The 13,803-nt window shown below is 69.1% G+C and carries 4 protein-coding genes; 2 read left to right on the forward strand and 2 right to left on the reverse strand.

Annotated elements, in window-relative coordinates:
* Window positions 1-141: 141 nt before the first annotated feature.
* Window positions 142-7,650, forward strand: a complete 7,509-nt coding sequence (locus HNR30_RS49075; RefSeq protein WP_181608800.1) for a LamG-like jellyroll fold domain-containing protein — start codon at window positions 142-144, stop codon at window positions 7,648-7,650.
* 289 nt (window positions 7,651-7,939) lie between these two features.
* On the opposite strand, the gene HNR30_RS49080 is transcribed toward HNR30_RS49075, so the two are convergent.
* Window positions 7,940-12,142, reverse strand: coding sequence for a LamG-like jellyroll fold domain-containing protein (locus HNR30_RS49080; protein ID WP_220133186.1), 4,203 nt, complete (start codon window positions 12,140-12,142; stop codon window positions 7,940-7,942).
* A 301-nt stretch (window positions 12,143-12,443) separates the two neighbouring features.
* On the opposite strand from HNR30_RS49080, the gene HNR30_RS49960 reads away from it, so the two are divergent.
* Entirely contained in the window at window positions 12,444-13,223 is a 780-nt protein-coding gene (locus tag HNR30_RS49960) for an IclR family transcriptional regulator (protein WP_181608802.1), read from the forward strand.
* 110 nt (window positions 13,224-13,333) lie between these two features.
* Here the strand turns inward: HNR30_RS49960 and HNR30_RS07045 are convergent, their stop codons facing one another.
* Window positions 13,334-13,768 (reverse strand): MarR family winged helix-turn-helix transcriptional regulator, encoded by a 435-nt coding sequence (locus tag HNR30_RS07045; protein WP_181608803.1) that lies wholly within the window; start codon window positions 13,766-13,768, stop codon window positions 13,334-13,336.
* Window positions 13,769-13,803: the final 35 nt, after the last annotated feature.

Consider the following 13,803-nt stretch of genomic DNA (forward strand, 5'->3'; position numbering starts at 1 on the left):
AATTCATGACCTGTAGCCGCACACCCTATAGGCACCTTTTACTGACCTCGCTTTGCGCCGTGAGCTCCGTTTCATGCTCGCTCGGAGTTCGTCTCGGCCTTGTTCCGCAGGTCTGCGATCCCTCGACGATTGGTGCCCGCCATGTTCAGTGCCCGCGCCTTGAAGCGCCTGGCCGCGGTCGTAGTCATCAGCTTGGCCGCGGGGCTGGTAGAGGGGGTGCCTGCCCAGGCGGCGCGGAACGCCACGGCCGCCGCCTCTCACAAGCCGGCCTGTGTCACCGAGCGGCCTGACGTCTCCTCCGCTCTCACCACGGCTCGCCTGTGCGATCTGAAGGTGGAGGTGACCAGTCTGACGACGGAATCCCTCCGGGTGCACGCCAACCCCGAAGGGACGCTCACAGCCGAGCAGCATGCCGGACCTGTCCGTGTCCGCCGGGACAAGAGCTGGACGACGGTCGATCTCACCCTCCAGCACCATTCCGATGGTTCCGTGTCCGCCAAGGCGCACCCGCGCGACCTCAAGCTGTCGGGGGCGAAGGCGGAGGGCGAGCATGAGCTGGCCACAGCCGCGGGGGATGGCGGGTCGGTCGCGCTGGTGTGGACGGGCGCCCTGCCCACGCCCCAGCTGGATGGGGCGAGCGCCACCTACCCGGAGATTCGCTCCGGCGTCGACCTCGTGGTCAACGCCACGCCGACCGGATTCGAACAGTTCCTGGTGGTCAAGAACCGGGCCGGGCTCGCGCATGTCCGCTCCACGCCGATAGCGTTGCGGGCCAAGGGCTGGAAGACCGTCGCCGACGGCGCGGACGGTTTCGCCTTCACTGATGCCGCCGGGCGGGTGCGGGCACGTTCACCGCAGCCGCTGATGTGGGATGCCAGGAAGGACAAGGCGACGGGTGAGCCGCTGGCGGTCACCAAGGTGGCGGCGCGGATGCGCAAGACGGTGGGCGAGCTGTCCCTCACCCCCGATCAAGCGTGGCTGAACGCTCCCGACCGGCAGTTCCCCATCGTGATCGACCCGCAGGTGACCATCGGACCCTCGTTCGACACCTTCGTGCGCTCCAACGAGGACTACGACCGGTCCGGCATGAACATGCTGGAGCTGGGGCGGACCACCGGCGACCCCGTCTGGACCTCCCGGTCGTTCCTGCACTGGAACACCGCGCCGTTCGCCGGCGGCCAGGTCTCCTCGGCCACGGTGCACTTCTGGAACTGGTACTCGACCACCTGCGCCCAGACCGCGTGGGAGCTGTGGTCGGTCGGCTCCTTCGACGCCTCCGTGCGCTGGCACAACCAGCCCGAATGGCGCTTCAACGAGGCCACCTCCACCCAGACCAAGGGCCTCAACTCCTCCTGTGACGACGGCTGGGTCACCATCGACGGCAGGGGCTTCTTCCAGCGGGCCGCCAACGAGCTGGCCCCCGTCGGATACATGGGCCTGAAGGCGGCCGACGAGAGCCGGACCGACTCCTGGAAGCAGTTCCGCTCGATCAACGCCACGGCATCGGTCTTCCCGTACGCGCTGGTGACCTACACCGCCGCGCCTCAGGTCTCCAGCCCCTCCACGAGCCCCACGACGAGTTGCGCCACCGGAACGGCGCGGCCGTACATGACCTCCCGCACGCCGCAGCTGCGCGTGACGGTCAGCGATGCCGAGGGCGCCGCCGCCAATGTCGCGTTCGAGTGGCGGGTGGCGGGTGCGGCCGACAAGCTGGGTGAGGCCTTGGCTACCGGGGCGCCGTCGGGCACGGTCGCGTCGGTGACCGTGCCGGGTGGCCAGTTCGCCGAAGGCGGCGCCTACGCGTGGCGGGCCCGCGCCTCCGACAGTGTGGGCGCAGGCGCCTGGTCGCCGTGGTGCGAGTTCACGGTCGACAGCGTCAAACCCGGCGCGCCGTTCGTGTCCTCGGCCGACTATCCGGCAGACGGCAGGTGGTACGGCAAGGCCGGGCAGGCCGGCACTTTCACTTTCCGGCCCGCGACCGACGATGCCGATGTCGTCGGCTACCGCTACCAGCTCGACACCGACACCGCGCCTCGCGACACCACGGATACCACGGTGTCGATCGCACCGCCTGAGGAAGGTCACCGGACCCTGACGGTGTGGGCCAAGGACCGGGCAGGCAACCTGTCGGAGAACCCTGCGGTCCACCGGTTCCTGGTCGGCAAGGCGGGTCTGGCGCAGCCCGACATGGGCGCCACAGTGGTCAAGCGGATGAAGATCGCGGTGGACCGGAACGACCCGGCCTACACCCGGGTGACGTTCCAGTACCGTCGCGGGCCCGGCAGCGTCGAGTCCGACATCCCGCTGGCCAACCTGCGAAAAGCCAACGGCGATGCGATCACCCAGTCGCGGGTCCCGCTGGCCGATCTCGGCGCGCACGCGACGTGGAACGCCATGGACACGCTCGGCTCGATCGGCGGCGTCGCCGACGTCCGCGCCCTGCTCTACACGGCCAACGACGCCGATCCGCCGTACGCCACCGCTTGGGTACGCACCACCGTGGACCCGAACGGTGACGGCGCCGCGGCCACGGAGGTCGGGCCGGGTTCGATCAACCTCCTCACCGGCGACCACACCCTGAGTGCCACGGACGTCAACGAGCTGGGCCTTCAGGTGAACAGGGTGGCCTCATCGCGTGAGCCCACCGAGGGCTGGATTGCGCAGGGGCAGCTGCTGTCGGCCAACCAGACGCAGGTATCGGCCGACGTCACCGGCTTCGACGCTCAGGGGACCTCCACCCTGGTCAGAGCCACCGGCCGTGGTCAGGGATCCAGCACCGACTCGCTCGAGATCACCCCGGTGGCGGCCAGCGGCGATACGTTCGCCGCGCTGGGCGGCGACTTCGGCGCGCTGCGCCTGGGCATGAAGCCGGGCCGCCGCTACCGCGCCAGCGCGTGGATCTACGTGCCCGCCGCGACCGGCCTGAACCTCGGGTACGGCAACCGCGGGCAGCAGATCCTTGCGTTCTACAAGGACGGCTCCGGCTATCGCGAGGTGGCCAGCAGGAGGGCGGCCTGGACCGACGGGTGGCAGGAACTCACCGTCGACCTGCAGATCCCGCCGGGTGCCAGCGAGGCGTTCATCCGCCTGTACAACGGCGCCACGGGCGGGTCGGGCAAGAAGGTCTACTGGGACAACATCTCCGTCCGCGAGGTGCTCGCGCCCTTCGGGCCGCAGTGGCGAGGCGGCGCCGGCGATGGCGTCGTCGACGGCCAGTACACCACGCTGGAGTTCCCCGAGCTGGAGATGGCGCACGTCAGCACCGTCACCGGCGGCTGGGTGACGTTCTCGCGCAACGCCTCGGGCGCCTTCTTCCCCGAGCCCGGCGCCGAAGGCCTCTCCCTCACCAAGGTCAGCGAAGAGGTCTACCGGCTGTCGGAGCTGGGCGACTCGACGACCGAGTTCACCAAGCGCGGCCAAGCCTTCGTGGCCACCGCCACCTGGACCAGTGAGGCATCGAGCACCTCCCGCTACCTGTACGACACCACCGACAACCGGGCGCTGCTGAAGCGAGTGATCAACCCGCAGGAAGCGGGCGTGGGTGACTGCACCGCCGCCGTCCCCGCCCGGGGCTGCGAGGTTCTGGAGTACGACTACGCCACCACGACAACCGCGACGGCCGCCGCCCAGGGCGACTACGCCGACCGGGTCAGGTCGGTGAAGGTCTGGACGTGGGATCCGCAGGCGTCGGCCATGAGCGCGGTCGAGGTGGCCCGCTACGCCTACGACGCCCAGGGCCGCCTGCGAGAGGTGTGGGATCCGCGGCTCTCCCAAGCGCTGAAGAACACCTACGACTACGACACCACCGGCCGGGTGGTGAAGGTCGCCGCACCCGGCGAACTGCCGTGGATGTTCGACTACACCGGCACCGACGTGGACACCCCCGCGCTGCGGTGGGACCTGGACGACATGAGCGGGACGACGGTTACCGACTCGTCCGGCAACTCGAGAACGGGTGCCTTCTCGGGCGGCGGCCGCTGGGAGCCGGGCGACGACGTCGCCGACCCCGCCGATGGGGGTGCCGGATTCACCGGGACGCACCCACAGCAGCTGGCCGCCGCCGGCCCTGCCGTACCCACCAACAAGTCGTTCACCGTCTCGGCCTGGGTGCACCCCACCAACGCGGCCGTCACCCGCACGGCCGTGTCTCAGGACGGCGCCCGTACCAGCGGTTTCTTCTTCAACCTCATCCCATCCCTGAACCGGTGGGCGTTCTCGATGGTCACCTCCGACAACGAGGCGGCCACCCCGGTGCGGGCCCTGTCGACGGGCCCGCCGGCGCTGAACGCCTGGACGCATCTGACCGGTGTGTACGACGCCGCGGCCGGCCAGTTGCGGCTCTACGTGAACGGTGTGTTGCAGGGCTCGGCCGCCTACTCGGCGGCGTGGGACGCAAGCGGCCCGTTCGTCGTCGGCCGTGCCAAGTGGAACGCCTCCACCAACACCAACCTGTGGCACGGGGGCGTCGACGACGTCCGGGTTTATCCCAAGGTCCTGTCCACCTCGCAGATCACCGCGCTGGCCCTGCAGGATCAGGCCGGGCGGCTGCTGAGAGTGCGCAGGGCGACGCTGGCCGCCGGGTCCAAGGACCAGGTGGACGGCGAGGTGGCCACGAACGTGGTCTACAACGTCCCGCTCACCCGAGCGGGCGGCGGCCCGCATGACATGGACCATGCGGCCGTATCCACCTGGGCCCAGCAGGACGTCCCGACCGACGCGACCGCCGTCTTCGGGCCGGAGACCCCGCCCGCGGTGCATTTCGCCTCCGCCTCCGCGCCGGGATCCGGCGGGTACGGCACGGCGACCGTCCACTACCTCAACGCCTCCGGCCAGGAGACCAACACCGCCACCCCGGGCGGCCATATCGACACCACCGAGTACGACAGGTTCGGCAACGTCGTCCGCACGCTGGAGGCCACGAACCGGACCCTGGCCCTGGGCACCCATCCAGAGGCGGCGACGCTGGCCGGCGAGCTGAGCCTGCCCGCCGGCACCGCGATCCGGGCGCAGCTGCTGTCGAGCTACCAGACCTACAGCGGCGACGGCCTGGACCTGATCGACACCCTCGGCCCCCTGACCCGGATCGTGCTGGAGTCCGGCCTGTCGGACCCGACGGGCACCCTTCCGGCGCTGCCGGCCGGGTCCACCGCCCTGGCGCGGGCGCACGGCGTCAACGTCTACGACGAGGGCAAGCCTGACGGGTACGCCTACCACCTGATCACCACCGAGATCGACGGTGCGAAGGTCGACGGCTACCCCGCCGACGCCGATCGGCGAGTGGTCAGGCACGGCTACACCGCGGAGAAGGGCGGCACCTCCGGCTGGAAGCTGAGGAAGGCGACCTCCTCCACGACCGATGCCGGCAGCGCCTATGTCGTCTTCGACGACGCCGGGCGCGCGCACGAATCATGGGGGATCGGCGCCAACGGCTCCGACGCCAGGACGAAGAAGACGATCTTCTACACGGCGGGCGCCAACACCGCCGACGCGGCCTGCGGTAACCGCCCGGAATGGGCGGGCCAGCCCTGCGTCACCTCGGCCGCGGGCGCCGTGACCGGGCACGACCCGGCCCGCATGCCAGGCGTGCTGCCCGTCAAGCGCGTCGAGGCCTACTCCCGCTTCGGCGAGCCCACGGTCGTGACCGAGACGGCCGCAGGCAAGACTCGCCGCGGCGTCACCGTCTACGACGGCGCCGACCGCATCACCCGGATGGAGATCACCTCCGACGAGGGCGTCGCGATCATGCCGGTCACGACCGAGTTCGACCCGGTGACGGGTGACGTGGTGAAGACCACCATGGGATCGGTCTCCGTCATCCGCGAGTACGACAAGCTCGGCCGCCTGGTGAGCTACACCGACGCCGACGGCGGCGTCACCCGCAACGAGTTCGACCGGTACGGCAAGCCGACCAAGGTCGTTGACCCAACCGGCTGGATGTCGTTCACCTACGACCGCGCCGCCGAACCCCGCGGCCTGCTCACTTCCGTCACCGACTCAGTGGCCGGCACCTTCACCGCCCGCTACTCACCCGACGGCCAGCCCGTCCAGCTGACCTACCCCGGAGGGATCACCAGAAAGGATCGGCTCGACGCCGCCTTCAACCCGGTCGAGCGCACCTTCACCCGCACCGGCGACGGCCAGATCCTGTACGCCGAGTCCATCGTGGAGAACACCGCCGGGCAGTGGGTGGCACACACCTACACCGGCGGGGCCAAGCGGTACGGCTACGACAAGCTGGGCCGCCTCACCAAGGTCGACCACCTCGACTCCCTGGGCCAGTGCACAAGCCGCGCCTACGAGTACGACGCGCGCACCAACCGCAAGCACAAGCAGACCTTCGCCCCCGCGGCCGACGGCACCTGCCAGAGCGAGACGGCCGAGCCCTCCTCCCAGCACGCCCACGACTCGGCCGACCGCCTCACCGACGCCGGGTTCACCTACGACGCCTTCGGCCGCAGCCTCACAACACCAGGCGGGCCGTCCAACACCTTCTACGTCAACGACCTGGTGGCCGCCCAGCACCTGGGCGACACCCGCCGGTCCTGGACACTCGACCCGATCCACCGCCTGCGCGGCTTCGTCACCGAGCGCGAGGTGAACGGCCAGTGGACTCAGGCCTCCAGCAAGGTCAACCACTACGGTGACGACTCCGACGAACCCCGGTGGATCGTCGAGGACGCCCAGGGCACCGTCACCCGCATGGTGTCGGGTCCCGACGGCGACCTGGTCGCCACCACCTCGGCCGGCGGCGATGTCCGCCTGCAACTCAACAACCTGCACGGGGACGTCGCCCTCACCATCGACCCGGCGCTGACCGCGCCGCAAACATACGACTACGACGAGTTCGGCATCGCCCGTCCTCAGCAGGACGACGTCCGGTACGGCTGGCTCGGCGGCAAACAACGCTCGGGTGAGGCGCTCGGCGACACGATCCTCATGGGCGTCCGCCTCTACAGCCCTACCTTGGGTCGATTCCTCCAGACCGACCCGGTCGCGGGCGGCAGTTGCAACGCCTACGACTACGTCTGCCAGGATCCGGTCAACCAGTTCGACCTCGACGGCCGATGGGGCTGGTTCAAGAAGGCGCTCAACGTGGTCGCCAAGGTCGCCGAGGTCGCCTCCTACATCCCCGGCCCGATCGGCACCATCGCCGGCGGCATCTCGGCCGTCTCCTACGCCGCCACCGGCAACTGGCGCAAGGCCGGCGAAATGGCGCTGGTCGCCGCCGCCAACCTGGTTGGCGCCGGAGCCGCCGTCAAGGTCGGCTTCGCCGTGGCCCGGGGCGCGGCCCGGGGCATCGCCCGCGCAGGAGCGAGCATCGGCTCCTGGGCGGCCAAGAAGGCGAAGCCGTACGCCTACGTCGGAAAGCACCAGGGCGTCGGCCGCGCGCCCTTCAAGTGGCCGAAGATGCGAGATCTGAAGCACATGGGGCGTGGCGCTCTCATCAACGTCAATCTGGCTCTGGGTGGGGGAGGCGCGGTCCAACGGGGCAGCCTCAGGGGCAGGTCAATGGCCTGGACCGTGGCCTCGAGCGCAGCCAAGGCCGCCTGGCAATGGTGGCCGCGCCACCACGCCAGGCACGCCAAACCCAGCAAACTCAAGCCCAAGCTCGACTCGATCGCCAGAAAGATCAACCGCTGGCTGCCTTGACCATCTGGGTCGGGCTCAAACTACGGGCAGCCCCGGGGTCGTCAGCAGGCCACGCGGCGGGCGGGGCTGTCGCTGGGCTGCGGGTTCAGCGATGGCGGCCAGGAACCTCAGGCCTGGCCGCCTCATCGGGTGTGGCGTGACGGTGACATGGTGCGCCGTCACGAACTCACCGAAGCCGCCTGGGCCAGGATCGGCCGCTACTCCCGGCAGATCCCGGCCGAGGTGGCCGCTGGCGAGACCACCGACAAGCCATCAACGGCATCGTATGGAAGATCCGCACCGGAGCCGGTTACCCACGCCCCTGATACAGCCTGGTCACATGATCGGCGCTCAGTTCGTAGGAGTACAGCCGGAAGTCGTCGATCAGCCCGTCGAAACGGTCGTCACCCCAACTGGTGCCTCCGATGTAGTTGGCCGCGGTGTTGCCCCCCACGCCCACTTCGCCGATGGTGATGGTGAAGTCGTTACGGGTGGCCTGCAGGACGCCATTGAAGTAGATCTTCCCGGTGGACCCGTTCATGGTGAACACCACATGCGTCCACGCACCAAGCGGTAGATCTCGTCCCGATCCGAGCAGCAGCCGCTCCTGGGTGGCGATCCCCGGCTCCTTGAAGGTGGCGCCGAACCCGGTGGTACCTCCATTCGTGGCTGATTGGAGCAGGAAGAACGTGTCCGTGCTGCTGCCGATCTGCACCAGGGGCACCCAGTTCGGCAAGGTGTCCGGGCGAGCCCAGAAGGACACCGTGAACTGGTTGGTCAGACCGGCCTCGATGTTGTCCGCCAGCCGTACCTGGTTGCCCGTGCTCGCGGCGCCGCCCGGCAGGGAGAGCGCCCCGCCGTACTGGCCGGTTGGGCTCCATGACGTGGTTCCCTGCAACGTCGCCGCGCCGATCGTCGCCTTCGTGCCGGTGTTCGCGGCGGTGGTGCCCGACCCTTCGTCGAAGGTGTGGCGGATCGACACGCCTTCGTTGTACATCGCGGCGATGTCGGCGGTGGTGAGCGTGGATGTGTAGAGGCGCACGTCGTCGATCAGGCCGTCGTATGCCGCGTCCGGGTAGCCGTTGCGGCCCAGCCAGTTGTTGGTCGTCGGGCCGACTTCTGTCATGCCGACCGTGAAGTTCGTCCGGGTCGCGATCACTTCGCCGTTGAGGTAGAGGGTGCCGATCGGACCCTGGCGGGTGAAGGCGATGTGGTTCCACTGGTTGGCGACCACATCTCGCGCCGGCGTGGAGTAGACGCGCTCCTCGGGGCCGGTCTTGCCCTTGAAGGTGACGGCCAGCCCGGTGCTTCCGGAGGCCTGGGTCTGCATCTGGATCTGGTAGTAGCTTCCCGCCGAACCCAGCCCGTCACCGATGTGGAACAGGCCTGTCCAGTTGTTCTTCGCGTCGGGCCGGACCCAGAGCGAGGTGGAGAAGTTGGTGGCGCCCAGGAGCAGGTTGTCGGGCAGGTCGACCGCGTTGGCGGTGGAGCCGCCGGGCAGGTTGACCGCCTTGCCGAGCACGCCGTTGGCGGACCAGCCGGTGGTCCCGGTCAGGACGGCCGGGCCGGCCGAGGCGAGGGTGCCGGTGTTGGCGGCGGCCGTGCCGGTGCCTTCCTCGAATTCGTAGTGGATGGGGATGCCGGTCGTGGGCGGCGGCGGGTTGTCGCCCACGATCACCAGGTCGTCGATCATCGTGCCGGCGCCGGTCCCGGCGGTGGCCGCCAGGGTGAGCTGCTGCGAAGCGGTCGCGGCGGTGAAGGTGCCGCTGTAGGTGGCGTAGGCGGCGGTCGACGGCTGGGCCGTGGTGGAGGTGAGTGTCACGCTCAGCCCGCTGATCGACAGGGTCGCGGTCGACGGGGCGGTGCCCGCCGACCGGGCGTCACGGGCGTGGCGCAGCGAGACCCGGTACGACGTCCCGGGAGTGAGATCGCTGACGGTGCGCTGGATGCTGCCCGACGTGCCCAGGGCGAGCTGGTAGCCGGTGAAGCCGAGACCGCCTTGACCGGTCGAGTTGCCGCGCACGAGCTGGACCTGGCTGACGACGTTCCACGGCACCATCCGGGTGTTGCCGGCCGCGACGTCGACGGTCGCGGGCGGGTTGTTGGTGCGCCACTCGGCCGGCAGCCGCGGGTACTCGAACTGGTCGACCACGCGCGGGTTCAGCTGCGTCATGACGACGGCGGGGTCGATCTGCAGGACCTTCGCCACCGACGGGGTGCCGGTGTTGTCCCAGACGAACAACATGTACGAACCGGGCGGCGCGTAGTTGCCGTTGAGCGGCGAGGTGATGTTCACCGTGCTGCCGCTCTGGCTGAACGTCAGGTCCTGGAAGTTCTGGTCGTTGTTGAACCCGTGCGTCACCGAGCCGTTGCGGACCAGGGTCACGCGCGAGATGGTGCCGGTGGAGGTGACCTGGAAGGTCCCGTTGTAGCCGACCTTCTGCGGTGCGGCGCTGATCACCGGGCGAGGGGCGGCGGCGTTGCCGTTGAACAGGTAGCCGGGCGAGTAGTACTCGACGTCGGTGTAGTTGCGCGGGCCGGGTGTGCCGCCGCCGCCGACCATCACGCGGCCGTCGGGCAGCAGCAGCGCGGTGGAGTGGTAGAGCCGGGCGTGCTCGTGCGGCAGGACGACCTCGGTCCAGGCGCCGGTGGCAGGGTCCCAGATCTCGGGGTTGGTGACGTAGCCGTCGTTGCCGTTGTTCACCCGGCTTCCGCCGGTGACCAGCACTCGGCCGTCGGGCAGGAGCGTCGATGTCGCCCAGTGGCGCTGGTACTTCATCGGCTGCGTCGCGGTGATGACGGGGTTGGCGGTACCGCCGGTGATGTCGATGACGAAGCCGGCGCGAGCGCCGTCCGGGCCACCGCCGTTGCCCCACCAGCCGCCGCCGACCTGGAGGATCTTTCCGGGACGGAACATCGTGGCGGTGGAGGTCGCGCCGACCGGGTTGCCGTTCACGCCCTGGTTGGCGATGTTGGCGGGCAGGGTGCCGCGGAGGGTCAGTTGCCCGGTGCCCGCGGGGTTGAGTTCGTACATCTGCGTGCCGGTGATGTTGAACAGGGTTCCGGTCGTGGGGGCGACGAACGCGCGCGGGTACCACCAGCGGTTCTCGTCCGCGCCCGCGTGGTCGGCTCCGCCGTCGCCGTACGCGGCCGGGCTCCTGGCACCGTCGAGCTTCTTCCAGCCCGAGCCCGCCATCGGCGTGTAGATCTCCGGGGTGAGAACACCGCGTCCGCCGGGCCCGCCGGTCAAACTGCCGCCCTGAACGACGACGGACCCGTCGGGCATGGTGGTCCCGGTCGGGTACCACCGGGGGAAGTTCAGGGGTGCCTTGTTCTGCAGCCCGTTGTTCGTGGTGTAGCCGGTGACGCCGATCGCGCCGTCGTTGGGCGAGTTCCCGCCCATGCCGTCGTCGCCGCCGACGGTCATGGTGGAGTGGTCGTGCGGGTTCTGCACCTGCATGGCGCAGAACAGGTCGGTGTAGGTGGTGTTCGGGATGAGGCCGCTGTTCACGTTCGACAGGGTCCGGGGCTGGGCGGGGTTCCAGATGTCGATCTCCATCTGCCCGCCCTGGGTGACCGTGTCGTTTCCGGTCCAGTCGTACGGCGTCGCGTCGGTCAACCAGCCGCCCACGCTACCGAAGGACTGCACTCGTCCGTCCGAGGTCAGCGACATGTTGATCGGGACCAGCGGCCACGGCGTGACTCCGCTCCAGGCGCCGGCCTGGTCCTTCACCGGCGGCGTGCAGTCGGCGGGCAGCAGCTTGGTGGCGTAGGCCAGACCGTTCTTCATCTGGGCGAGCATGTACGGCTCGGCGTAGGCGGTGCCCTCGTGGCCCATCGCGGTGTACCAGGAGCGACCGGAGTCGATCTGCTGGCACCAGGTGATCGGGTGTGAGGAACCCTGCCGGCCCATGCCGTACGAGGACTCGTCCGCCTGGATCAACGTGCGCACCGAGGGCGCCGGGTTCACGACCCAGTCGTACCACTCGTCGCTGCGGGTGATGCTGGCGGTCACCCCTTGGACCAGGGGATGACCGGAGTCCGTAACGAACACCCGGCCCGGCCGGACCCCGGGATTCTCGGGGTGTCCCTCGGAGACCGCGCCGACCAGGCGGGCGTAGAACGGGTTGACGTCGTGCTCGCTCTGGCCGACCGACCAGCCGGTGTAGTGCAGGCCCATGAAGCCGCCGCCCCCGCGGATGTAGGACTCCAGGGCGGCGCGTTGGGCGGCGTCGAAGAGCACACCGCCGGTCTGGGCGAAGACCACGGCGTCGCGGACGGCGAGGTTCGCGGTGGTGAAAGCCGCCGGATCGTCGGTCTCCTGGATGTCCACCGGCTGGTTGTACTGCGCGCCGAGCTGGGTGGCCAGATCGCGTACGGCTTGCCGGGCCTGCACGTTGGAGGCGTGGAAGTTGGGTTTGTAGAACAGGAGGATCCGCAGCTGCCCGTCGGTGTCCGGGGCGGCGAAGGCTGGAGCCGGGACTGCCGTCAAGGCCGCGGCAACCAGCAGCAACGCAACCAGTCTCGCGAGGGGTCGAAGAGGAGAGCGGATTGATCTGCGGGGCACTTCCATACAGAGCTCCCATGAGGGTTCGGACAGACCCCCGACGCCCAGAACGTACGACAGTCGTAAAAACACTGTCAAGAATTTGTTTCATGTATATGAACAAACAGGGTGCTCAGTTCTCATATGTGAACCAGAACTGAACATTGTGCCGCCGTTCTGGAGTGGTCAGTCAGGCCCATCCATCCATGTGAACGTGGTTTAGTCTGATAAAAGAGCCCGACACCATGACTGACGATGAGGAAGCTCTGTGGACGCAGACAAGAAGGCCGACCTCCCCCTTGTCAAGTCCGCTGGGCGCGTCCTCGACATCCTCGACGACATCGCAGCCAACGGACCCAGCACCCAGCTGCAGCTGGCCACACGACTGGGCATCCCGAAGAGCAGCCTGCACTCGCTGCTGCGCACCATGTGCGCCCGCAACTGGCTGGAAACGGACCAGACGGGCAACACCTACCGGCTCGGAGTCCACACGCTGACGGTCAGCTCGGCCTTCATCGACGGCGACCCCGTCCTCATGCGTGCGAGCACGATCCTGGACGAGATCGCGGCCGCCACCGAGGAAACGGTGCACCTGGGACGCCTGGACGGCACGGAGGTCATCTACACCGCCAAACGTGAGTCGAAGTACCCGCTCCGCATGTTCTCGGCCATCGGCCGCAGGCTTCCCGCCCACAGCACCGCACTGGGCAGGGCGATGCTCGCGGAGATGCCGGTGGAAGCCCGCGAGGCGTTCGTGCCCGAGCAGATCAAGGCGATCACCCCCCTCACGATCACCGACCGGGGCGACCTGCTGACGATCATCGACAAGGCCGCCCAGCTCGGCTACGCGGAGGAGAGCGAAGAGTCCTGCCTGGGCGTGCGCTGCTTCGGCGTCGCGCTCCCCTTCTCCCACCAGCCGGTCGATGCGCTGAGCGTCGCGGTGCCGATCAGCCGGCTCAAGCGCGGCCGAGAGGACATCATCATCGAGGCCCTGCTGAGCGTGAAGGCCCGCCTGTCGGCCATGCGCACCAACAGCCTGGTGCGCTGATCACCGCGACCGGCGGACCCACACTCCGGCGCTCGGCGCGTCGGAGGTGAGCAGCCGGGCGGGACGGGTCAGGCGGTGGCGGATGGTGGCCTTCGCCTGACGCCAGGCGGTCAAGCGTCCGAGCCCTCGTCGCGGTGCAGGTTGGTGAGCATGCGGCGCAGCAGCTGGGTCGCCAGCTTCTGGTCATCCGCCGACAACCCGGCCATCAGCCGCTCTCCCACCTGCCCAAAGGCGGGGAAAACGCGGGGGAGTAGCTCCTTTCCCGCATCGGTGACGTCGACGATCTGGGCTCGCCGGTCGGACGGATGCGGGCTCCGCCGTACCAGGCCCTTGGCCGCCAGCCGGTCGAGCAGCCGGGTCATGCCCGCCGTGTCGGTGCCGACGAGCACGGCCAGCTGGTGCGGCGCGTTCTCTCCCAGTGCCACGCGCATGAGCACCGCGCCCTGCTGCGCGGTCAGACCCAGCGGCGCCAGGGACGCCTCCACCTGCGCCCGGAGTTCGCGAGCCAGCTGCGGGATCAAGGACGGCACTCCCTCTCCAAGCATGTCTAGACAGTAGCTGTCATGACAGCTAACGTCCA

Origin of the sequence: Nonomuraea soli, assembly GCF_013761175.1 — a bacterium.
Taxonomy (GTDB): Bacteria; Actinomycetota; Actinomycetes; order Streptosporangiales; family Streptosporangiaceae; genus Nonomuraea; species Nonomuraea soli.

Excerpts from the sequence above, each read along its gene's own strand:
- HNR30_RS07045 (WP_181608803.1), bottom strand. The coding sequence starts at position 13,768 with ATGCTTGGAGAGGGAGTGCCGTCCTTGATCCCGCAGCTGGCTCGCGAA.
- HNR30_RS49075 (WP_181608800.1), top strand. The coding sequence starts at position 142 with ATGTTCAGTGCCCGCGCCTTGAAGCGCCTGGCCGCGGTCGTAGTCATC.